Origin of the sequence: Catenulispora yoronensis, from assembly GCF_039531695.1 — a bacterium.
GTDB lineage: Bacteria > Actinomycetota > Actinomycetes > Streptomycetales > Catenulisporaceae > Catenulispora > Catenulispora yoronensis.
Map to the genome: position 1 here is coordinate 105,349 of NZ_BAAAQN010000007.1, position 23,079 is coordinate 128,427.

Sequence of the window (23,079 nt, forward strand, 5' to 3'; positions counted from 1 at the left end):
GGTGGTTGAGGCATGCCGCCCCTGGTCCCGGCCCAAGGCGAGTACTGGATTGTTCCTGCGGCGTCGGAACACAAGCCATCGCCCTGGCGAAGGCCGGCCCGCACTACTCGGTGACCGGCTCGGACCTGAGCCCACGAGCAGCGGCGCGTGCTCCGACCCGGCAGCCTACTGCTGCTGAGACACCGACCAAGAACGGAAACAACGACAGCTGGGACGTCCGCGTAAGACGCACAACCTACTGGGCCCTGACCCGCACCCAACTCACGCAATTCGCCACCGACGCCGGATTCACCGCAGTCCACTGGCACGAACCAACCGAAACCGAGTACTACCAACCCATCCTCACCACAAAACGACCAACCTGACTCACCCCTCCCAGAACGCCCGCCGCACCCGCAGCAGCCAGTCCTCCACCACCCTCTCGTCCGGCTGGTCCGCCAACACACTCCGCGCCTTCGCGAAACGGTTCTCCGCGTCAGCCATAAACGGCCGCGTCGCCTCCGGATCGGCCGCGACCCGCTCGCCGAACGCGCGGAAGCGCTCCGGATCAGCCAGACGGATGCTGACGTGGCCAGTGGTGTAGAGCTCATACCCCTGCTCGACCAGCCGCATCAAATGCCGCGCGTGCTTGGCCACCTTCGCGGTGGAGGCCGCCGGATCGCGCGACAGCAGCTTGCGGAACTGCTGAGTGGCGTAGCCGAGGTACGCGTCACGGACCCGCGGCGCGGACAGGAACGCGGTGCGGATCGCGATCGCCTCGTCGCCGAGCGGCGTGCGGACCTCGTAGAGGTCGTCCGGCAGCCACAGCAGCTCCGACGCCGTCGGATTGCCGCCGAGAGCCAGGCGGACCAGCTTCCCGACCTCATGAAGGGTCACGTCAGGATCCGTACTCACCTGGCTGTCGCGCGGCGTGTGCAGTCCGAGCAGGGACACCGTGGGCAACGCGAACATGCCGAGGCGGTCCACATCCGAGTCGGGGCCGGCCAGGCCGTAGGCCGTGGAGCCGACCACCCCGGACAGCAGCACAACACCAGGCAGCGCCTCGCCGACCGACCCAGCACCAGCACCGGCGCCGTCCAGAATCGTCATGTCCTCACCCCCGAATTGGCCCACAACCCACCGCCCGGTCGCAAGATCGAACAAGCAGGCGGTCAAGCAGGTCAGGCCACCGTAACAGGCAAGCTGGCGTAACCGCGAAGCACTAAACGGTCGTTACGCCTCGGCTCCCCGGCCGACGCCAGAGCCGGGAACCGCTCCAGCAGCCTCGGAAAACCGATCGCCGCCTCAGTACGAGCCAGCACCGACCCGACACAGAAGTGCGCACCAGCCCCGAAGCTCAGAGGATTGATATCAGTACGCCGAGGATCGAACCGGGACGGCTCCTCATACCGCCGCGGATCCCGATTGGCCGCCCCGATCAACAGCGCCACCTCGGTACCCTCCGGCGTCGGCAGGCCGCCGACCATCAGGCCCTCGGTCAGCGCCACCCGCGAAGTCATCTGGACCGGCGAGTCGTACCGCAGCACCTCCTCGGCGAACCCGGCGTACCGCACCGTCCCCAACCGCAGGTCGTCAGCCACCTCGGGGTACTCGAACAGCAGCCGCACACCATTGCCGAACAGGTTGGCGGTGGTCTCGAAGCCGGCGATGAGCAGCAGCGTCAGGTTCGCCAGCAGCTCGACCTCGTCCAGCCTGGCCTCGTCGGCGTCACAGGCCGCGATCAGCGCGCTGGTCAGGTCGTCCGCGGGCCGCCGGCGCCGCTCGGCGACCAGCGCGCCGAAGTACGACTCCAACTCCGTGCCCGCCGCGTCGGCCAGATCCAGCGCGTCCGCGAGGTCGATGAAGTCCAGCACCGCGGCCAGCTGCGTGGCCAGCTTCCGGAACGTCTCGCGATCGCTCTCCGGAATACCGAGCAGATCGCAGATCACTGCGACCGGCAGCCGATAGCCGAACCGGTCCATGAAATCCACCGGCGCGCCGCCCGCGCCCTCGTCGGCCAGCCGGTCCAGCAGCGTCTCGACCGCCGCCTCGATCGCCGGCTCCAGCATCCCGACCCGGCGCGGCGTGAAGACCGAGGAGATCAGGGCACGCATTCGCCCGTGCTCCGGGGTGTTGCTGTTGAGGACGGACCGCTCCATGCTCTTGATCGACGGCCGCTCCACCAGCTCCGAAGGCCAGGTCCGGGCCCGCAGCTCGTGGTCCCACACCCCGAAGGCCGGGTCGCGCAGCACCCGGTTCACGACTTCGTATCCGGACGCCATCGCGAAGCCCTCACTGACGTCGACGACCGTGCCGAACGCATGCGCCGCCTCGTAGAGCGGGTACGGGTCGTCGCGGCCCTCCGGAGTGAGCAGCGCCCCCATGATCTCCATCGGCTCCATGCCCCGAAAACGGCCGTGCGGCCCGGGATGGTTCCCGAGCCGCACGGGCCACAGAAGCCTTACTTGAATACCAAATGGCCCAGCGCCGACTCACTTGGTCGTCAGCGGCACCGTCAGAATCGTCCGGTACGTCGCCAGGTCCCCCGCACCGACCGTGTACAGCGCCCCAGGATCGGTCCCCAGCACCGTGCCCGGCTTCGGCAGCGGCTTCGGCGTGCGGTAGCCGGCGAACACCATGGTCGCGGTCTTGCCGTCCTTGCCGAGCACCACCTGCGGGCCGTAGATACGGCCGCCGTAGTACAGCTCCGGCGAGGTCTGCGGGAACGCGGTGTCCACCGACAACAGCGGGTTCGTAAACCCGTTGACGATCTTCCAGTTCACGCCGTCCTTGCTGGTGGCGTAACCGATGTAGTGGAAGCCGTCGCTGTCGCCGTCGTAGCAGTTGCCGGCGCCGTAGAACAGGCCGAGCGTGCCATCAGGGTTCTTCACCACGGTGCCCGACGGGCTCACGAACCGGGTCGCGGTCGCACTGGCGTCGGTGTTGTCCCCGAGCCCGTTCACCGGGCCGTTGTCAGTGAAGTGGACACCGTCACGAGTCGTCGCGCTGCGAACAGTCGCCAGGTCCTCGTTGTTGCCGTACAACGGCGCCTTGTTCTTACCCTCGCCGATCTTGGCCAGCGTGGCGTAGGGGACGTTGCAGGCACCGGCCTGCGAAGCGCTCGTGAAGTAGTCCTTCTGCTTCTCGACGTAGAGCACCGTCACCGTGCGGTCGTCCTTGCCAGGCAGCACCCCGAGGATGCCATCCGGGGAGACCAGCCCGGTGGTGGCCTGCGTACCGTCCGGCACGATCGCATAGGTGGTCGCGGCCGCGCCGACCACCGCGTTACCAGTACCGCCGGTGCAGCCGGTGAACGAGGTCGCGGTGGAGCCGGTGCAGCGCACATCGACCACACCGGCATCAGTCTGCACACGAACCGTGCCGGGAATCTCGAACGCCGAGGTATCGGCCGCCGGAATGATCGCGCTCGGCAGAACCACCGCGGCGGTCAGCGTAGTGCTGGCGCCGGTCCCGACCGGCTGCGCAGCCGGAAGCTTGGCCAGCGGACGCTCGCTGTCGGCGTCGATCCGGTGCACCAGCAGCTGCGAGCCAGGGGTGTCGGCGGTGGGCCGGGTCAGCGTGTACAGGAAGTCCTTGCCGGCCACGCGCAGCACCGTCGGGTGGCCCTGGCCGTCGTCGTTCAGCGCGGCCGACGGGCACTGCCCCCGGTTCGACTCCAGCGCCTGGCCCTGATACGTCCAAGTGCGGCCGCCGTCGTCGGACCGCGCGGCCAGCACGGCCTCGTCGGTGTCCTTCGGGCGGTAGTCGAAGAAGCCGCGCAGATGCTGGCCCTTGCCGGTGACGTTCGGGAAGTAGGCCGGCTGGAACAGCTCAGCCCCCGGGCTGCGCGTCACGGCGCCGGAGGCGTCGCAATAGCCTGCGGTCGGATCCCCGTAAGTGGCCGGAGCCTGTCCGAGCGACCAGGGGCCGCCGTCGAGCGTCGCCGGCGCCACCGCGCCGGACAGTGACCAGGTGGTCGGTCCCCCGTGATGCCGGCCGTTCGCCAGAGCGGTGGCGGGCAGCAGGACTGCGATCCCCACGGCCAGCACGAGCGCCGATACCGCTAGACGTCGCTTGGACGCGAGATAGATTCTCATGCAGTGGAGTTGTACATTCCTTGTCTTCAGCGACGGTGAACGGCGGTTATATCTGACGGGCGTTCACATGAACTTTTTTGCTAGGAAGGTCCCATGCGGATTCGACGAGGTGACCGGGACGACGTGGCGCTGGTGCTGGCCTTCGGCGACGAGGCCGTGGCGTGGATGAACGCGCGGGGCAACACCCAGCAGTGGGGCACGGAGCCGTGGACCGGGAACCCGAAGCGGCGCGAGGCGTTCGAGGAGCGCGCCGACACCGGCGGGATGCGGGTCCTGGAGGACGCCGACGGCACGGCGCTGGGCGTCATGATCATCACCGAGAAGCGGCAGGACTACGCGCCGCCGGTCGATGAACGCGAGCTGTACGTGAATTTCCTGATCACCTCGCGGGCGCACGCCGGCCGCGGAATCGGGCGCGCGCTGGTCGAGCGGGCCAAGCAGGAGGCGGCCGAGCGCGGGATCGACCTGATCCGGGTGGACTGCTGGGCCGGCGAGGACGGGAACCTGGTCAAGGTCTACGAGAGCTACGGGTTCACGCGGGACCAGGAGTTCATGGTGGGCGAGTGGCCGGGGATGCTGTTGAGGCTGCGGTTGTCGGAGGTGGGCAAGGCGGGCGAGTAGCCGCTGGGGTTACTGGTATCCGCGGCCCGGCTAGGCTGCGCGCTATGTCAGGAACCCGACTCACTTGGCGTGTCGTCGAAGACGAGAAGATCTACGGCACGTGGCGACACGCGTGGATCCGCAACGGCAAGCGGCTGCTGCTGGTCGATGCCATGATCTACGCCGACGGCGTCGTCGACTGCGGCGGCGCCACGGGGTTCGAGGAATTCGCGGCCAAGGTCCGGGCCGACCAGATCCTGCCCGGGCCCCCGTACGACGCGATGGACATGCCGATCGAGGATTTCATCGGGGAAGTCCGCGACGACATCGAACGCCTCAACCACCGGCCGACGGCCGAGCAGCGGTGCATGGACGCCGCCGAGGCCTACGCCCGGGACCCGAGCGAGGAGAACCTGGCGCTGCTGCGGGCCGTGTACGAACAGGTGCCTGGCCGCGATGCGATGTACGCGTTCTGCAACGAAGGCCCGTTCAACCGCGACAACATCTGGATTCTGGTGGCGGGGATCGGCAATCAGGTCGAGACCATCGACGGAATCGAGGTCGTCGACGAGGAACTGCGCGCCGAGGCGATGGACAGCCTGATCCGCAATCGTGCCAACGCACGCAAGCGGAACGGCCCTCCGCCGGAGGGCACCGCCGAACCGGTCGAGCCGAGCGTGATGATTCCGTTCCACCGCACGGTCAACGGCGTCGGCGTCTCGTTGCACACTGCGCAGCCTCCGGACGTGATCGTGCTGCGCAAGGAGTACCCCGGGCCGATCGAGGTCGCCGGGCGGAAATGCGAGGTCACCCACGCGTTCTGGGCATTGTCCGTCGCGGATCGGTCGCTCCGGGAACGCCTGCTCGACATGAAGCAGGCGGACGCGATCACGGCGGCGATAGAGGCTCCGCGCCGCGAAGACTGGCCGCGCATCCAGACCGCGGTGATGGCCGAGTTGCTGCGGGCCAAGTTCGCGCGGCACCCCGAGCTGGCCGCCGTGCTGCGCGACACTGGGAATGCCCGGATTCTGCACGACGGCGTGGACCGCTTCTGGGACCACAACGGGCGCGACGGACGGAACTGGATGGGTCGGCTGTTGGAGCAGATCCGGGCCGAACGCGCCGCGGGTACCGGGGTACTGGAGCTGTAGCCGGTTCCAGCGTGCTGTAGCTGATTCCAGCATGCTGGAGCCGGTACCGAGCGCTGTAGCTGGAGCGGTCAGCAGTCAGCAGTCAGCAGTCAGCGGTCAGCCGTCAGCCGTCAGCCGTCAGCGCGGAGTCTCCTCCGACGGCGCGAACGCCGCGCCGTGCCCGGGGATGATCAGCGCGGGCTCCAGCTCCAGGACCGCCTTGCGGTAGTGCTGGAGCTGCTCGCCGTCGGTGGCGAAGGGATCCTCGGCCGGGCCCTCGGCGCTCCACCACAGGTGCGTGAGCACGACCAGGCCGTCAGCGGTGTCCACCAGGGTGCTGATGTCCTCGGCGGTGTGACCGGGGGTTCGCATAAGGCGTATATGCTCCGAAAGCTGGTAGCCGTCCGCGTCGCGGTCGTCCCAGACGTCGTCCTGGTAGATGGCCCAGTGATCGTGGAAGCGGGCGTTCGGGAACAGGGCCGCGTTCAGCGTGTGGTCCGGGTGGTGGTGCGAGAAGACCACGTCGGTGACGTCCTCCGGCGCCACGCCGAGCTCGCGCAGCGGCGCCAGGATGCGCTCCCGGTCGGCCACCATGCCGGGGTCGACGACCACCTGGGCCGCGAGGTCGCGGATCAGCGTGACGGTCGAGGCGACCTTGGGGCCGACGTAGCCGGCGGTGAGGACGTGCACGGTGGCGGTCATGGGCGGATGCTCGCACGAGGTGCGGGGTCGGGGCAACGGAAAGAGTGTCGGGAGCCGGCGCGGATTGGTTGACAGACTGTCGCTACCCGGCCGTGCCTCCGTGCCGTCCGGCCCCGTCGGCGAAGCGCTGAGCCCCGGCCAGTGACTCGGCGAGCGAGGTCTGGCCGTGCCGAAGCTCGTTGCGCAACGCGTCCTCCTCGCTGAGGCCGTCCTGTTCGAGCACTGATAGCCGGTCCTCCCGCAAGCAGAGCTGCGGGAGCGCGGCGAGCTCGGCGGCGAGCGCCTCGGCGGCCTCGCGCACGGTGCCGTCCGGGACGACGCGGTTGGCCAGGCCCCACGCCAGCGCCTCGGCGGCCGGAACGGCGCGGCCGGTGAGGATCATGTCCATGGCGCGGCTCTGCCCGATAAGCCGTGGCAGCCGCACGGTTCCGCCGTCCACCAGCGGCACGCCCCAGCGTCGGCAGAACACGCCGAACACCGCGCTCTCCTCCGCGACCCGGAGATCGCACCACAGCGCCAGCTCCAGGCCGCCGGCGACGGCGTGCCCCGCCACGGCGGCGATCACCGGCTTGGACAGCCGCAGTCGGCTCGGGCCCATGGGGCCGTCGCCGTATTCGGCCATTCCGGCCGGTACCGCGCCCGCTGTCAGGGCTTTGAGGTCGAAGCCGGCGCAGAAGGTCCCGCCTTCGCCGTAGAAGACGGCGACGTTCGCCTCCGGGTCCTGCTCGAAATCCTGGAACGCGGCGAGCAGCAGGCTGGCGGTCTCCGGGTCGACGGCGTTGCGGACCTCGGGACGGTGCAGGATCACGGTCGTCACGGCGCCGGTCTTCTCGACGCGGACCGGTGGGCGACGGTCGCCGGCCGGGGTCGTCGGGGCTGCCGGGGCCGCCAGCGGTGTGGGTGCCATGGGCGCAGTCTGGCCCCGGAGGCGACGGACCGCCAGTGGAGCCGAAGCCGCAGCCACTCGCAGCCACCCGCGTCCGCGCCGCGCCCCGGGACGGCCGCAGCTTCAGCACCAGTCGGGTTCCGGTCAGGGAATCGGTTCGTCCAAGGCCGTGTCGCTGCGCCAGCGCTGCATCTCCACCGCCGGCGTCACAGTCCCGGCCCGGCCCCCGGTCGCCGTCCTTTTCGCCCCTGCCCCAGCCCCGGCCCCGCTCCCGAGCCCGGCTCCGGCCCGCACCAAAGCCTCCCCCGTCCCCGCCATCATCGACTCCCGCACCTGCGGCATCATCTGCTCCAGCGACCCGGCCCGCTCCAGCTCCACCGCCCACACCACCTCCGGCGCGGACATCTCCGCCAGCCGCACGTACGCCGCCAGCCGCGCCGCGTCGCCGACCGCCGAGCCGGCGGCGCGGACCATCGCCCGCACCCAGCCCACGTCGCCGGGCCCGGCGTCGAGCATCGCCAGGAACGGCCGGTCGCCGCGCGCCGCCACCAAGTCGTGCAGGGCCTTGCCGACAGCGCGCGGATCGTCGGGCAGCGTCAGGAACGACTGGCGGAGGACCGCGCCGCCGGCGAACTCGTGGAGCCGGACCGCGTTGAGGATCTCCGGCTCGGTGCCGTGCTCGTCGAGCAGCCGCAGCAGCACGCTGTCCGGCGTGTACGGGTTCGCGGCCAGCCGCATCCGCAGCGTCGCGTCGCCCAGCGACCCGAAGGCGTGCTCGGCCAGCTCCCGGCACAGCGGCGCGTTCGCCATCATCCCGACGATCAGCTCGGCGCGGCGGCTCAGGGCACTGAGTTCGCCGCCGGTGGGGTTGGTGCGGATCGTCGCGCCGGAGGCCAGGAACGCCCGCGCGGCCAGCGCCGGCGCCAGGGCCAGCATCACGTTCGCGGCGCGCCACCGCTGCCCCTGGGTGCCCAGTGCGGCGGTGTCGCTGAGCGCCAGCCGGCGCCGGGCCCGGACGGCGCCGCCGCGCCGCTCCTCGGGTTCGCGCCGGCCCTTCACGAGCGCCGAGAGCGATCCGCGTGATCGCTCTATCTCGCCGATCATCCGCGCCCAGTACTGCGGCCCGGCCCCGTCGCCGCGCTGTATCGCCCGCATCACCGCGACGCTGGCCCCGGCCAGATCCGGGTCCGGCTCCATCAGCATCGTGACCGGAACCGCCGCCGGCCGCACCCGCCGCACCAGGTCGGCCGGGCGGATCGTGCCGAGCCGGCAGCCTTCCAGGGCCAGCTCCCGCAGCCGGCCGAACTCCGTCGCGGGGTCGGCGCGGATGGTGTGGTAGTGGTTGGCGAGCCGCTCGTAGTCGTCGATCGTCGGATGCGAGGGCACCGGCGGCACGCGGTTGCCCAGCGCGCGCCCGGGGTCGTCGGCCCAGCTCATGGTTCCTCCCCGGCCGCCGCGACCGCGTCGACCAGTGCGACAAGGTCCTGATAATCAAGCTCCCCGGCGACCATCAGCCGCCGCACGGCCGCGCGCCAGCGGTCCGGCCGGCCGTCCAGGCCGCGCCGTACCGCCTCCTCCAGCGGCCAGCTGGCAGGATCATCGGGATGGGGTGAGGGATCGGTGCGGGGATCGAGTGCGGTGACGCCGGGCAGCTCGCGCGCCGCGGCGGCCTCGGCGGCCTGCCGGAGCGGCTCGGCGTCGGCGCCGAGCATCGAGGCGCGCACCGCCGGATCGACCTCCTGCACGCCTCCGGCCAGGAAGGCCGCGACGTCCCACACCGGCTCCGGGCCGGCCTGCTCGGCGAGGCGGCCGTAGAGCAGGGCCAAAGTGTCAGGGCCCAGATACCGGCCGAGCTTGCGAAGCAGGAAATGCAGACGCTCGGCCGTCGGCGCCGCGTCCACGAGGTGATAGACGGCGCTCTCGCCGAGGTTCTTCACCACGTTCCGGAGCTGCGCCCAGGGCACGCCCTGCCGCTCCAGCTCCTCCAGCGCCGCGTACCGGATGTCGGCGTCCCGGCACCGGCTCAGCAGGCTGAGCCGGGTCTCCACCGGGTCGGCGGGCTGCTCCAGCAGCCGCAGCAGCGCGGACGTCGGCGTCGCGGGATTGCCCAGCAGCGCGGGCAGTGCGTCGGGGCCGGCGTCCGGCTCCAGCGCGCGCTCGACCAGCCCCGGCGCCAGCGGCCGGCGGCGCAGCAGGAACACCTGCTCGGGGCTGAGCGCGTCGTCGGCGCCGCCGAAGTTCTCGGCGATCGCCCGCGGCGCGAAGGCCAGCAGCACGTTCGCGCTGTCGCCGTCGACGGCCTGCTCCGCCGGCGGCATCGCATGGTCCGGCCCGAGATCGGCGACCAGGTCGACGAGTTCGGCGACGGTCCCGGACCACAGGAACGAGCGCACCATCAGCGCGTCCCAGAGCCAGGGGTCCTCGCCGATCCGGTCGCGCAGCCGCTGCCGCAGCTCGGCGGCCAGGTCGGCGCGTCCGCGCGCGGCGGCGAGCACGCCGTCGCCGCTGCGCCAGGCCAGGTCCAGCACGGCGCCGGCCGGGACGGCGTGCTCCAGCACCTCGGCGGCGGTCAGCGTGCCCAGGCTCAGGCCCCTGATGATCAGGAGCCTGATGGCGTAGCGGAACTCCGGCTCCGCGCTGACGCCCTCGCCCCAGCGCGGCTCCAGGGCCTTCAGCGCCGCCGGGATCCGCCGCAGGGTGCTGACGTCGGGCGCTCCGGCGTGCCACGCGGCCGGCGGGTAGCGGGCCAGCAGCCGCTGCCGGACGTCCTCGGGGACGTCCTCGCGCGCGGCCGCCTCGTCGAGCCCTTTGACCTGGCCGAGGAACCGGCCGCGGTCCCCGGCGACGTCGCGGTGCCCGGCGGCGAGCTCCAGGATCTCCTCCCAGTCCACGCTCCAGGCCCGGGAGCCGACGCCGGGCCGGTCCCAGCCGTGCACCCAGGTCTGGTCCCGCCAGCCGGCCGCCCGGGCCGGCAGCGGCCCCGGCAGCCCGAGGATCCGCGCGGCCGGGATGGCCAGGCCGGGGTCGCGGGCGCCGGCCAGCACGCGCAGCAGCTCGAAGTCGGGATCGCCGGTATCGGTGTTCGCCAGGTCCTCCGGCGAGCGCGGCAGCACGGCGGTCCCGAGGAAGTCGACCAGCCGGGCCCGCAGGTCCGGCGGCACGATCGCCGCGCCGTCGGATCCGGTGCGGTCGCGCAGGATCGCCGCCCGCACCCAGTTGACGCCGGCCTGGTCCAGCCGCCCGAACAGCGCGCGGTCCACCTCGGGGTCGGCGAGCCGCAGCAGCTTGCGCCGGGCGGTGTCGTAGCCCAGCACCCCGGCGTGCCGCAGCGGCAGCCGCAGCTGCCAGGCCAACGCCCGGCGGGCGCCGGGCGGCCCGTGCTCGATGACGTGGTCCACGACCGGTTCCGGCAGCCGCCGGCCCAGGCGCGCGACGCCGGCGGCGAGCTCGGTGGCGGTCAGCGCGCCCAGGATCGAGGGCAGGTCGGCGGGCCGGGCGACCTGGGTGAGCTCCAGGACCCGCTCGGCGGCCGCGGGGACCGACAGGGGTGCGGTGGCGGCGTCGGCCCCGATCGTCATGGCCCCCGTCTTGCCTCCCGAGTGCGAAATGCCTGATCCGACAGGACCATGATGCCGTACCGGAAGGATGCGCGGCAGGGTGAGTCGGCAGGGCGAGTCGGCAGGTCGGCGAACCGCGCCGCCGGACCCGGTCAGCCGGCCGGCCGATCAACCGATCAGCGCCAGCGCCTGGTCGGCGATCTCGATCTCCTCGTCGGTCGGCACGACGAGGACCGCGGTCTCGGCCCAGTACGGCGAGATGTAGCGCGCCTCCTTGGACTTCGCGGCGTTCCGCTTCGGGCTGATCGCGATACCGAGGTGGTCCAGGCCCGCGACGACGCCGGCGCGCACCTCGGCCGAGTTCTCGCCGACGCCGGCGGTGAACACGACGGCGTCGATCCGGCCCAGCGCCGCGAGATAGGCGCCGATGTACTTGCGGGCGCGGTAGCAGTAGGCGTCCAGGGCCAGCCGCGCGTTCTCGTCGCCCTTCTCCGCGGCCGCCACGATGTCCCGCATGTCGTTGCTGCCGCCGAGCGCCAGCAGGCCGCTGGACTTGTTCAGCGTCAGATCGGTCTCCTCGGCGCCCCGGCCGGTCCGCCGGGCGATGTAGGCGCTGATCGCCGGGTCCAGATCGCCCGAGCGGGTGCCCATGATCAGCCCTTCCAGCGGCGTCATGCCCATCGAGGTGTCAACACTCTTACCTCCGCGCACCGCGCACGCGCTCGCCCCGTTGCCCAGGTGCAGCACGATCATGTTCACCTCCTCCGGACGCCGGCCGAGCAGCTCCGCGGCCCGCCGGGAGACGTACTGGTGGGAGGTGCCGTGGAAGCCGTAGCGGCGCACGCCGAGGTCGTCGCGCCACTCGGCCGGGACAGCGTACGTATATGCCGGCGCGGGCAGCGTCTGATGGAACGCGGTATCGAACACGGCGACCTGCGGGGTGTCGGGGAAGGCTTCGCGCGCCGCCTCGATCAGCGTCAGGTTGGCCGGATTGTGCAGCGGCGCCAGCGGAATCAGTTCCTTGATGGCGGCGCAGACCTCGTCGTCGATGCGCGTGGGCCCCCGGAAGCGGTCCCCGCCGTGCACGACGCGGTGCCCGACGGCCGCGAGCGCCGAGCGGTCCAGCTCGCCCTCCAGCTCGCTGAGCACCGTCCGCATGCCTGCCGCGTGGTCGGGAGCGGAGCCGCCGGACTCCCCGATCCGCTCGACGATCCCGACCGCAAGACGGCGGCGGTCGGCCATGTCGAGCAGCTGGTACTTGATCGACGACGAACCGGAGTTGAGGACGAGAACCTGGTTCACTGCCCACTCTTCTCTGTTCCGTGCTCCTGGGCCTGCACCGCCGTGATCACGATCGTGTTGACGATGTCCTGGACCAATGCCCCGCGCGACAGGTCGTTGACCGGTTTGCGCAAGCCCTGGAGCACCGGGCCGACGGCGATCGCCCCGGCGCTGCGCTGCACGGCCTTGTAGAGATTGTTGCCGGTGTTGAGGTCCGGGACGATGAACACCGTGGCCCGGCCGGCCACCGCGCTGCCGGGGAGCTTCAGCGCGGCCACTTCCGGGTCCGCGGCGGCGTCGTACTGGATCGGGCCCTCCAGCGGCAGCTCCGGATCCCTGGCCCGGGCCAGTTTCGCGGCCTCGCGGACCTTCTCGACGTCCTCTCCGGACCCTGATTCGCCGCTGGAGTACGACAGCATCGCCACCCTCGGCTGCACGCCGAAGGCCTGCGCCGTGCGCGCCGACGAGACCGCGATGTCGGCGAGCTGGACGGCGTCCGGGTCCGGGATGACGGCGCAGTCGCCGTAGACCAGGACCCGGTCGGCCAGCAGCATGAAGAACACGCTGGACACGACCGAGACGCCGGGCTCGGTGCGAATGATCTCGAACGCCGGGCGGATGGTGTGGGCCGTGGTGTGCACCGCGCCGGAGACCATGCCGTCGGCGCGGCCGGTGTGGACCATCATGGTGCCGAAATAGGACACGTCCTGGACCAGGTCGCGGGCCCGGTCCAGGGTCATGCCCTTGTGGGCCCGCAGCCGGGTGTATTCGTGCCCGAACTCCTCGACCAGGTCCGGGTCCGACGGGCTGACCACCCGGACCCCGGCCAGGTCCAGGCCCAGCGCGTTGGCCCGGGTCCGGACCCGTTCCTCCTCGCCCAGCACCGTGAGGTCGGCGGCGCCCCGGCGCGCGACGATGTCGGCGGCGCGCAGGATGCGGTCGTCGGTGCCCTCGGGCAGCACGATGCGGCGCCGCTCGGACCGGGCCCGCTCCAGCAGCTGGGACTGGAACATCAGCGGCGTCACGGCGACGGACCGGGTGACGTTGAGCCGGTCCAGCAGCGTGGAGGTGTCGACGCCCCGGGCGAAGGCGCCGAGCGCGGTCTCCACCTTGCCGGGGTGGTCGGCGGTGATCTCGCCGCGGACCGCCGCGAGCTGGAGCGCGGTGGGGAGCGTGTCCTGCGTGGTGGCGATGATCGGCAGCGGCGAGTGCACGCCGTCCAGCAGCCGGGAGACGCTCGCGGGCAGGGTGAAGCCGCCGGTGAGGAAGACCCCTGACAAGGCCGGGAAGTTGGACGCGTCGTGCGCGGCCAGCAGGCCGGGCACCAGGCCGGCCGTGCGGTCGCCGGGCGCGATGACCGCGACGCCCTCGGTCAGCCGGTCCAGCACGTTCGGCAGCGACATCGCCGCCACCACGAGGGTCGAGGCCTCCCGGTCCAGCAGCGCGGGATCCCCGCTGATCTGCACGCCGTCGGCGGACCGCACCAGGTCCCGGATCGTCGGCGCGGTCAGGCCGGGGACTTCGGGGATCGTGAAGACGAGCGGGGTCGCGGTGTCCGTCCCACCCGCGTTGCTGGCCTCCCCGGCCCCGGCCCCGGCGCCGGTCGCCCCAGCCCCGACCCCGGATCCGGCCGCGGCCGCCGTCGGTCCGAAGACCCCGACCACCTCGCGCCGCACCGGCTCCTCCTGCCCGGCCGGCACGCGGTTCACGACCACGGCGAGCTCGGTGGCGTGCAGCCGCGCCAGCTCCTGCCGGGACACCCGGACCACCGCAGCCACGTCCTGCGGCGTCCGGTCCATGCCCCCGACCACCAGCAGCACCGGCAGCGCCAGGTTCGCGGCCACCGTGGCGTTGAAGCCGAACTCGGTGGAGGTGGCGGCGTCGGTGTAGTCCGAGCCGACGACCACCAGCGCCTCGCAGCGGGCGGCCAGGGCGCGATAGCGGTCGACGATGGTCTCCACCGCCCGCGCCGGATCCAGGTGCACCGCGTCGTAGGTGGTGCCGACGCAGGACTCGTAGGACTCCTCGATCCGATAGCGCGTGCGGATCAGGTCGACGACCTCGTCCACCGCGCCGCCCCCGTGCACGACCGGCCGGAACACCCCCAGCCGCCGGACCCGGCGGGACATCGCCTCGGCCACGCCCAGCGCCACCACGGTCTTGCCGCTCGCGGCGTCGGTCGAAGTGATGTACAAGCCCTGCGCCGCTGTGTCCACGGTGCGATCATGCCAGTGCGCCCGGATCCGCGCAGCACGGCGGGGGTGTGACGCTGCTTTCGGCGCTACCCGTCCGGCTCAGCTCGCCGAGCGGTCGACGGGCACGCGCCGCACGCCCGACCTAGCCTGGACGGGTGACCAAGACCAAGGGACCGCTTTCCGCGAAAGACCTTGCCGCGATCAACGCCTACTGGCGCGCGGCCAACTACCTGTCGGTCGGGCAGATCTACCTGCTGGACAATCCGCTGATGCGGCGGCCGCTGACCCTGGACGACGTCAAACCACGACTGCTGGGCCACTGGGGCACCACGCCCGGCCTGAACTTCGTCTACGCCCACATGAACCGCGTGATCAAGGCCCGCGACCTGAACGCGATATACATCGCCGGCCCCGGCCACGGCGGCCCGGGCGTGCTGGCCAACGTCTATCTGGAGGGCACCTACACCGAGTTCTACCCGGGGATCACCCAGGACGAGGAGGGCCTGCGCAAGCTGTTCCGCCAGTTCTCCTTCCCCGGCGGCGTGCCCTCCCACGTCGCGCCGGAGACGCCCGGCTCCATCCACGAGGGCGGCGAGCTCGGCTACTCCCTGGTCCACGCCTACGGCGCCGCGTTCGACAACCCGGACCTGCTGGTCTGCGCGGTGGTCGGCGACGGCGAGGCCGAGACCGGCCCGCTGGCCGGCTCCTGGCACTCGAACAAGTTCGTGAACCCGGTCCGGGACGGCACCGTCCTGCCGATCCTCCACCTCAACGGCTACAAGATCGCCAACCCGACCATCCTCGCGCGCATCCCGCAGGCCGAACTCGAACAGCTGATGCGCGGCTACGGGTACGAGCCGTTCACGGTCGTCAGCGAGGAGGGCGCCGACCCCCTCGAAGCCCACCAGGCGATGGCCGCGACGCTGGACACGATGCTGGACCGGATCGGCGAGATCCGGAAGAACGCCGCGAGCGGCAAGGACAAGGGGAAGCGCCCGGCCTGGCCGATGCTGATCCTGCGCACCCCCAAGGGCTGGACCGGGCCGAAGACCGTCGACGGCAACCGCGTCGAGGACTCCTGGCGCTCCCACCAGGTGCCGATGGCGGACGTCCACACCAACCCGGCCCACCTGGACGTCCTGAAGGACTGGATGGGGTCCTACCGGCCCGAGGAACTCTTCGACGAGACCGGCGCCCTGAAGCCCGAACTCGCGGCCCTGACCCCCGCCGGACCCCGCCGCATGGGCTCCAACCCGCACGCCAACGGCGGAGTGCTGCTGCGCGAGCTGAAGATGCCCGACTTCCGCACCTACGAGGTCGACCCCGAGGGCCACGGGGTGCGGCAGGCCGAGGGCACCAAGATCCTCGGAACCTTCCTCCGCGACATCATGGCGGGCAACTCCGACGCCGAGAACTTCCGCGTCTTCGGCCCGGACGAGACGGCCTCCAACCGCCTGCAGGCCGTCTTCGAGGCCACCGGCCGCATGTGGTACGCCGACCAGGTGCCCTGGGACGACGAGCACCTGTCCCCCGACGGCCGCGACCTGGAGCCGCTCAGCGAGCACATGTGCCAGGGCTGGCTGGAGGGCTACCTGCTGACCGGCCGCCACGGCCTGTTCTCCTGCTACGAGGCCTTCATCCACATCGTCGACAGCATGTTCAACCAGCACGCCAAGTGGCTGAAGACCACCCGCACCATCCCCTGGCGCGCGCCGATCGCGTCCCTGAACTACCTGCTGACCTCCCACGTGTGGCGCCAGGACCACAACGGCTTCTCGCACCAGGACCCCGGCTTCATCGACCACGTGGTGAACAAGAAGGCCGACGTGATCCGCGTCTACCTGCCGCCGGACGCCAACACCCTGCTGTCCGTCGCGGACCACTGTCTCCGCTCGCGCGACTACGTCAACGTGATCGTCGCGGGCAAGCAGCCGCAGCTCCAGTACCTGTCGATGGACGAGGCGATCACCCACTGCACCCGCGGCATCGGCATCTGGAGCTGGGCCTCCACCGACGCCGACGGCGAACCCGACGTCGTGATGGCCTGCGCCGGCGACGTCCCGACCATGGAGACCCTGGCCGCGGTCGACCTGCTGCGCCAGAACTTCCCGGAGCTGAAGATCCGCGTGGTCAACGTCGTCGACCTGATGCGCCTGCAGGACAGCACCGAACACCCCCACGGCCTGACCGAGAAGGAATTCGACGCGATCTTCACCACCTCGAAGCCGGTCATCTTCGCCTACCACGGCTACCCCTGGCTGATCCACCGGCTGACGTACCGCCGCAACAACCACGAGAACCTCCACGTCCGCGGCTACAAGGAGGAGGGCACCACGACAACCCCCTTCGACATGGCCATGCTGAACGACATCGACCGATTCCACCTCGCGATCGACGCGATCGACCGCGTGCCGGGCCTCGCGGAGCGCGCCGGCCATGTCCGGCAGGCCCTGCTGGACGCGCGGCTGAAGGCACGCCAGTACACGCGCGAGTTCGGCGAGGACGACCCGGCGATCTCGGGGTGGACGTGGTCTTACTGACGGTGGGGTGGTCGGTGGCGTGGTCGGTGGCGTGGTGAGGTGGGACCGGCGGCGGGCGATGTCGCCGGTCCGCGGTGCTTGTTGGGTGGTTGGGGGATGGCGGATGGCAGTTGTTGGCGGTTGGCGGTCGGCGGTCGACAGAGTCAGCAGTCAGCAGTCAGCAGTCAGCAGTCAGCAGAGGATGGCGGTCGGCGATCGGCGGATGGTGACGGATGGCGGATGGCGGTCGGCGGATGGTGACGGATGGCGGATGGCGGTCGGCGGCGGTTGTCGGCGGTCGGCCGTCGGCGATTGGCGGATGGCGGATGGTGATCGGCGGTTGTCGGCGGTCGGGAGTTGTTGGCGGTCGGTGGTCGGCGGTTGTCGGCGTATGGCGGTCGGCGGTCGGCGGTTGGCAGTTGGCGGTCGGCGGTTGTTGGCGTATGGCGGTTGGCGGTTGGCGGTTGCTGGCGGTCGGCGGTCAGCGATTGCTGATCGTTGCTCTCCGCTCGCGAGCACAGCATCGCCCGACATTCACCCAATCCACTGGTTTGGAGCCCCGATCCCTTCAACCCCGCCTCCGCCGCGCCTAGCGTCGACCCCATGCCGAAGCCGTTCCGCCTGCCCGACTTCTACATGCCGTACCCTGCCCGCCTGAACGCGCATCTCGACTATGCCCGCGTGCACTCCAAAGCCTGGGCGCGGTCGTTCACCATGATCGAGGGCTCAGAAGTCTGGGACGAGAACGACTTCGACCGCCACGACTACGCCCTCCTGTGCGCCTACACCCACCCGGACTGCGACGCCACGGAGTTGGCGCTGATCACCGACTGGTACGTCTGGGTCTTCTTCTTCGACGATCACTTCCTTGAGGTCTACAAGCGGCCGCGCGACATGGCCGGCGCCCGGGCCTACCTCGATCGGCTGCCCGCCTTCATGCCGGTCGGCGGCCTGGCTGGCCCGGCCGGCCCGGCCATGCCCGCACCGACCAACGCCGTGGAGGCGGGTCTCGCCGACCTCTGGGCCCGCACCATCCCGGGCAAATCCGAGGGCTGGCAGCGTCGTTTCGCGGAGAGCAACCGCCATCTCCTCGAAGAATCGCTGTGGGAGCTCGCGAACATCAGCGAGAACCGCGTCGCCGACCCAGTGGACTACATCGAGATGCGGCGCAAAGTCGGCGGCGCGCCGTGGTCGGCGCATCTCGTCGAGCACGCCAACGGCGTCGAGATCCCCGACCGCATCGCGGCGAGCCGACCGCTGCGCGTACTGAAGGACACCTTCTCCGACGCGGTCCACCTGCGGAACGACCTGTTCTCCTACCAGCGAGAGGTCGAGCAAGAGGGAGAGAACGCCAACTGTGTCCTGGTCCTCGAACGCTTCCTCGGCTGCGACACCCAAACCGCCGCCGATCTCACCAACCGGCTTCTCACCAGCCGGCTGCACCAATTCGAGCAGACGGCACTCACCGAACTGGCTCCGCTGTTCGCCGAATACGCCGTCGGTCCTATCGAAGCAGTGCAGGTCGGCCTGTATGTAAAAGGCCTGCAAGACTGGCAGTCCGGCGGCCACGAGTGGCACCTGCGCTCATCGCGCTACATGAACGACCACTACTCCCCGACCGGAACCTCGTCGGCTCTCGGCGAGGCGTCGGTTCTCGGCGAGGTATCGGCGCTCGGCGAGGCGTCAGCTCTCGGTACGTCCGCAGCGCGCATCCTCACCTCCCTCACCCGCACCGCCCCGCTCCGCATCAAACGCCTGACCCACCACCCCTTCGAGCAAGTCGGCCCCACCTCCATCCCGCCCCTCACCCCACCCTCCGAACTCCGCCTCAACCCCCACCTCCCCGCCGCCCGGCGCCACTCCCTCGAATGGGCCCGCCACATCGGCATCCTCGACGGCATCTGGGACGAGAAGCACCTCCTGGGCGCCGACATCGCCCTGTGCGCCGCGGGTATCGGCCCCGACTCCTCCCGCGAGGACCTCGAACTCGCCGCCGACTGGCTGATGCTGGGCACCTACGCCGACGACTTCTTCCCGCTGGTCTTCGGCCCCGCCCGCGACCGCACCGGCGCCCGGGTCTTCGTCGAGCGTCTCAGTGCCATGATCTCCGACACTCCGCCCCCGCCGATGTCAGCCCTCGAACGCGGGATGCTCGACCTCTGGCAGCGCACCGCCGCCACCGGCCTGCCCGCGCAACGCCTCGAAGACCTCCGCGAAGCCAACCGCGCCATGCTCGACGGCTGGCTCTGGGAACTCGACAACGCGATCGCGAACCGCGTCCCCGACCCCGTCGACTACATCGAGATGCGCCGCCACACCTTCGGCTCCGACCTGACGATGTTCTTCGCTCACGTCGGCCACGCGCCCCTGCCTCCAGAAGTCCTGCGCAGCCGACCGCTCCAGGCCCTGGAACACTCCGCCTCCGACTGGGGATTCCTGGTCAACGACCTGTACTCCTACCAAAAGGAGATCCAGTTCGAGGGCGAACTCCACAACGCCGTGCTGTCCGCCCGCGACTTCTTCGGCTGCGACCAGAACGAGGCCCTGCACATCATCAGCAGTCTGATGGACGCCCGGATGGACCTCTTCGACCACGCGGCCGACGTCGAGATCCCGGCGCTGGCCGACACCCTGCGCCTGTCGCCCGACATCCGCGAAGCCCTGGACCAGCACGCCCAGGCCCTCCGCACCTGGATGACCGGCGTTCTGCACTGGCACCAAATGACCGCCCGCTACGTGGAGGGCGAGCAGCGACGCCGCCGAGCTGTGCGCTTGAACCACCCGACGCCCACGGCCTGGGGTGTCCGGCACAGCTCCGGCAACCTCGCCTTCCCTCAGCCGTTCTCCGCCAGCGCCCCACCCGCCCCGAACGCCCTCTCCGCGAACCGCTCTCCGATCAACCGGTAACCAGCCGGATTGGGGTGCAGCCCCTCCCCCAAGAACTCGTCGGCCTCCGCAAGCCCCACCAGCTCAAGCCCGTCCAAGTAGCTGATGTTCGGATCCGTCGCGGCCCGCTCCGCGACGATCCGCCGCAGCTCCCTCCGGACCACCTCCAACGTCAAGGCCCCGGCAGCGACATCGGCCTTGCTCCCCGTCGCCGTGAACACTCCGTCGCGCCAAACCGTCGGCCCCGGCGTGTCCTCCAACGCGGGACAGGCGATCGGCGAGACCACCAGGATCGGCGTGTCCGGATGTCCTTCCCGAACCGTGTCCAGGAACCCGTGAACCGTCGGCCCGAAGGTACGCAGCCGATACGCCGCCCGAGCGGTGAAGTTGATCCCCAGCTTCAGGCTGATCACGTCGGCCTCGGTGTCACGGATGGTGCGCGCCACAAAGGGATCCAGGAAGCAGTTCCCTGACAGTCCGACGTTGACCAGGTCCACTCCGGCGCTCCGAGCCGCGATCACCGGCCACACCCCCAGCGGCGACTCGGCCTCGTTGCACTGGCTGATCGAGCTGCCGTGGTGCAGCCACACCCGCTGGCCCGTGGCCGTGGGAGCGTCGACCACGCCGTCGGCACGCACCGCGACGATCTCGGTCTTGACCCACTGCGGCAGCCACACCTCCACCTCCTTCGGCGCCGCCGGCAGACCCGCGAACCGCACCGTCGTCGGCGACCCCGCCACGAACCCGCTCTCCTGGAAGAGGGCGTCCAGCTCGATCACGTTCCCCACCGGCGCGGCCCTGGTCCCCGCCGGCTCGCCGTCCACCGTGATCTCGAAGTACCCGGCGTCGTCCGGGTTCGGCTCGTCCACGGCCATCATCGCGACCGTGGTCAGCACGTCCAGCTCGATCATCGTGGCCGTCGTCCGGAACGCCAGCCGCACCCCCGACCCGGCCGTCGCCTGCCGCTCCATCGAGGCCTCCGGATACTGCGCGACCGTCCACTCCGGCAGACGACGCGCCAGAACCCCGGCCTCGGTGGTGACGACTTCCAGCGCGCCCCGGAACTCGATCGGGCCGCCCACAAGCGGAACATGCCGCAGAGCCTCAGTCATGGCAGGAACTTAACACCCTGACACCGCCGAAGCGATCACCACTGATAGGGGGGCCAGCCCTACCCCGGTTTCTGGAGGCAGCACTCTGATGCCGAGCCCCCGGTCCCGGCCAGCATTGAGCCATGCGAAAGACACCCGCTCTCCTGGCCGCCGCCATCGCCGCCACCACGGTCGCCGCCCTGCCGGCCGTCGCTAACGCTTCGACCACCACGACCACAGCGCCGACGGCCGCGACCGCCACCCCCACCTTCGACTACTCCGACTGCCCCCGGATCCCCGCCGGGGTCGACCCCGCCAAGTGGCGCTGCGAAGTCATGGTCGCCACCGGGACGATGACCGTCAACGGAACCACTATCCCCTTCCGCTTCGACCGCGTGACCCACGCCGAGGGCTACCTGCCCGACGGCACGGAGAGCCAGGTCTTCGGGGCCTTCCGGGCAGCGAACCTCGAAGTCCCGGGACGCCAGTCCGGCAACGGACACGGCCCCAAGCTCTGGCTGCGCCCGCACCTGGTCACCCCTCCGGACTTCTTCTCCCAGGACGGCGCCATGAGCCTGACCTTGGAGCTCTCCGGCCCCCGGCTCGGCGACCACTGCTCCATCGGCACCGCCGACGCTCCGGTCGCGATAGCCGCGGCCCGCGTCGCGGGCACCACGCAGTGGCTGTCGCAGGACCCGCCGATCATCACCTTCGACGTCCAGGACAGCACACTGACGGTTCCGGGAGCCAAGGGCTGCGGCCGGTCCACCCACGACATCGACCGGCGCTTCGGGCTGCCGTCACCGACCGGCGCGAACCGTTTGGAGGGGACGGCTTACTACTCCTTCAAGACGTACGACAAGCTTTAGGCCGCTCAAAGCGATACGGCGCCATAGGCGAGGGCGGATACGGGCTGCGGCCGCGATTCAGCGGCCGCGCCTGCCCCTTCTCCTGCCTCTGTTTTCTGCTTCAGCCTCAACCTGTGCCCCCGGCTCTGGCCTGGCTGAGCCTCAGCTTGTGATTCGGGCTCGGGCTCGGGCTCGGGCTCGGGCTGTGGCTCCGGCTCGGGCTGTAGCTCTAGCTGTGGCTGTAACTCTAGCTGTGGCTGTAGCTCTGGCTGTAGCTGTGGCTGTGGCTCTGGCTGTAGCTCTGGCTCTAGCTGTGGCTGTAACTCTAGCTGTGGCTGTAGCTCTGGCTGTAGCTGTGGCTGTGGCTCTGGCTGTAGCTCTGGCTCTGGCTGTAGCTGTGATTCTGGCTCTGGCCGTAGCTCCGCCCCTCAGCCGAGCTCTAGCGTCGTGACCCCGAACACCTTCCCCGGATCCGTGTCCCGCACCGGCCCGGTGTACATCCGAGCCACCTCGAACGCCGGCTCCATCCCAAGTTCCCCGACCATCGCCAACGCCTCGCCGTTGGTCTCCGGCACGTCGATCGCCACCGGCCCGCCCCCGATCCCCGACACCAGCGCGTCGAGGATCACCTCGGCGTAGACCCGGGAATCCGCGAACAGCGGCCCGACCCGATGGCTGTCGCGGGCGCTGCGGATCACGCCGTAGCCGACCAGGCGCCCGTCGACGATCAGCGCCCGCCCGACGTGCCCGGGCGCGGCGAACCACTCGCGCAAGAACACCGGCCGCGCCGCGGGGAAGCAGAGTCCGTCGTAGTCAATGACATCAGCGAGCGCCGCCTCGGCCAGCGGGACCGCGGCCGACCCGGACCCGTCCGGGCCCAGCACTCCCAGGTACCGGACGGTCCGGTGCGACGCGTTGAATCCGGACTTGCGGTAGTTGTCCTGCTGGGCGACCACTCCGTCCAGTCCGACCGTCCGCTCGCCGGCCCGCGGCAGCGCCGCCTTCCAGGTCGCCAATCCGTGTCCCCGCCCCCGGAACTCGGGCTTGACCAGATACAGGCCGAGGAACGAGAACGCGTCCCCGTAGTTCACCACGGACACCGCCGACACCGGCTCCCCGTCGATCTTCCCGAGGAAGAAACCTTCCGGGTCCTGCGCGAGGAAGCACGGCCCGTCCTGGTCGCCGGGGTTCCAGCCCTCGTCGGCGCACCAGGACTGGATGGTCGGCCAGTCCGCGAGAGAGGCGCGCACGATCTGTAGTTTGTCCGTCATTCCCTTATCTTGACGCGTCGGGCGGCACCGCGGGGGC

17 protein-coding genes are annotated in these 23,079 nt (G+C 70.7%); 6 read left to right on the forward strand and 11 right to left on the reverse strand.

Annotation, left to right across the window (positions count from 1 at the left end; translation table 11 throughout):
- Positions 1–5: 5 nt before the first annotated feature.
- Positions 6–365 (forward strand): class I SAM-dependent methyltransferase, encoded by a 360-nt coding sequence (locus tag ABD481_RS08370; protein ID WP_344664974.1) that lies wholly within the window; start codon positions 6–8, stop codon positions 363–365.
- A gap of 1 nt (position 366) precedes the next feature.
- On the opposite strand, the gene ABD481_RS08375 is transcribed toward ABD481_RS08370, so the two are convergent.
- From ABD481_RS08375 to ABD481_RS08385, 3 genes are all read right to left on the reverse strand, one after another.
- On the reverse strand, positions 367–1,089 hold the full coding sequence (locus tag ABD481_RS08375; protein WP_344664975.1) for a nucleotidyltransferase domain-containing protein: 723 nt from the start codon (positions 1,087–1,089) through the stop codon (positions 367–369).
- Positions 1,090–1,160: 71 nt separating this feature from the next.
- Entirely contained in the window at positions 1,161–2,372 is a 1,212-nt protein-coding gene (locus tag ABD481_RS08380) for a cytochrome P450 (RefSeq protein WP_344664976.1), read from the reverse strand.
- Positions 2,373–2,471: 99 nt separating this feature from the next.
- Positions 2,472–4,076: a glycoside hydrolase family protein gene (locus ABD481_RS08385; RefSeq protein WP_344664977.1), complete on the reverse strand. Its 1,605-nt coding sequence runs from the start codon at positions 4,074–4,076 to the stop codon at positions 2,472–2,474.
- A 93-nt stretch (positions 4,077–4,169) separates the two neighbouring features.
- On the opposite strand from ABD481_RS08385, the gene ABD481_RS08390 reads away from it, so the two are divergent.
- Both ABD481_RS08390 and ABD481_RS08395 read left to right on the forward strand, forming a co-directional pair.
- On the forward strand, positions 4,170–4,697 hold the full coding sequence (locus ABD481_RS08390; RefSeq protein WP_344664978.1) for a GNAT family N-acetyltransferase: 528 nt from the start codon (positions 4,170–4,172) through the stop codon (positions 4,695–4,697).
- A 44-nt stretch (positions 4,698–4,741) separates the two neighbouring features.
- Positions 4,742–5,827: an NADAR family protein gene (locus ABD481_RS08395; RefSeq protein WP_344664979.1), complete on the forward strand. Its 1,086-nt coding sequence runs from the start codon at positions 4,742–4,744 to the stop codon at positions 5,825–5,827.
- Between the two features lie 117 nt (positions 5,828–5,944).
- Here ABD481_RS08395 and ABD481_RS08400 read toward each other — a convergent pair whose 3' ends face one another.
- The 6 genes from ABD481_RS08400 to pta form a co-directional block, all read right to left on the reverse strand.
- Positions 5,945–6,508: an MBL fold metallo-hydrolase gene (locus tag ABD481_RS08400; RefSeq protein ID WP_344664980.1), complete on the reverse strand. Its 564-nt coding sequence runs from the start codon at positions 6,506–6,508 to the stop codon at positions 5,945–5,947.
- Positions 6,509–6,590: 82 nt separating this feature from the next.
- On the reverse strand, positions 6,591–7,415 hold the full coding sequence (locus ABD481_RS08405) for a crotonase/enoyl-CoA hydratase family protein (protein WP_344664981.1): 825 nt from the start codon (positions 7,413–7,415) through the stop codon (positions 6,591–6,593).
- Between the two features lie 123 nt (positions 7,416–7,538).
- On the reverse strand, positions 7,539–8,831 hold the full coding sequence (locus tag ABD481_RS08410; protein ID WP_344664982.1) for a hypothetical protein: 1,293 nt from the start codon (positions 8,829–8,831) through the stop codon (positions 7,539–7,541).
- Positions 8,828–10,972 (reverse strand): hypothetical protein, encoded by a 2,145-nt coding sequence (locus tag ABD481_RS08415; RefSeq protein ID WP_344664983.1) that lies wholly within the window; start codon positions 10,970–10,972, stop codon positions 8,828–8,830. Before ABD481_RS08415 ends, ABD481_RS08410 begins: the two co-directional genes overlap by 4 nt.
- A gap of 147 nt (positions 10,973–11,119) precedes the next feature.
- Positions 11,120–12,253 (reverse strand): acetate/propionate family kinase, encoded by a 1,134-nt coding sequence (locus tag ABD481_RS08420; protein ID WP_344664984.1) that lies wholly within the window; start codon positions 12,251–12,253, stop codon positions 11,120–11,122.
- A complete protein-coding gene (gene pta / locus ABD481_RS08425) occupies positions 12,250–14,448 on the reverse strand; it encodes a phosphate acetyltransferase (protein ID WP_344664985.1) in 2,199 nt (732 codons plus the stop codon). The genes ABD481_RS08420 and pta overlap by 4 nt, the downstream gene beginning before the upstream one ends.
- A gap of 134 nt (positions 14,449–14,582) precedes the next feature.
- Here pta and ABD481_RS08430 point away from each other — a divergent pair, with 134 nt between their 5' ends.
- Together ABD481_RS08430 and ABD481_RS08435 are read left to right on the forward strand one after the other, a co-directional pair.
- Positions 14,583–16,967, forward strand: coding sequence for a phosphoketolase family protein (locus ABD481_RS08430; protein ID WP_344664986.1), 2,385 nt, complete (start codon positions 14,583–14,585; stop codon positions 16,965–16,967).
- Positions 16,968–17,549: 582 nt separating this feature from the next.
- Positions 17,550–19,853 carry a terpene synthase family protein gene (locus tag ABD481_RS08435; RefSeq protein ID WP_344664987.1) on the forward strand — a complete coding sequence of 768 codons (2,304 nt, stop codon included), beginning with the start codon at positions 17,550–17,552 and terminating at the stop codon, positions 19,851–19,853.
- Here the strand turns inward: ABD481_RS08435 and ABD481_RS08440 are convergent.
- Positions 19,781–20,944, reverse strand: coding sequence for a GDSL-type esterase/lipase family protein (locus ABD481_RS08440; RefSeq protein ID WP_344664988.1), 1,164 nt, complete (start codon positions 20,942–20,944; stop codon positions 19,781–19,783). The genes ABD481_RS08435 and ABD481_RS08440 overlap by 73 nt on opposite strands.
- Positions 20,945–21,066: 122 nt before the next feature.
- Here ABD481_RS08440 and ABD481_RS08445 point away from each other — a divergent pair, with 122 nt between their 5' ends.
- Complete coding sequence (locus tag ABD481_RS08445; protein ID WP_344664989.1) at positions 21,067–21,792, forward strand: hypothetical protein; 726 nt, start codon at positions 21,067–21,069, stop codon at positions 21,790–21,792.
- Between the two features lie 407 nt (positions 21,793–22,199).
- On the opposite strand, the gene ABD481_RS08450 is transcribed toward ABD481_RS08445, so the two are convergent.
- Positions 22,200–23,042, reverse strand: coding sequence for a GNAT family N-acetyltransferase (locus ABD481_RS08450; RefSeq protein ID WP_344664990.1), 843 nt, complete (start codon positions 23,040–23,042; stop codon positions 22,200–22,202).
- Positions 23,043–23,079 lie beyond the last annotated feature (37 nt).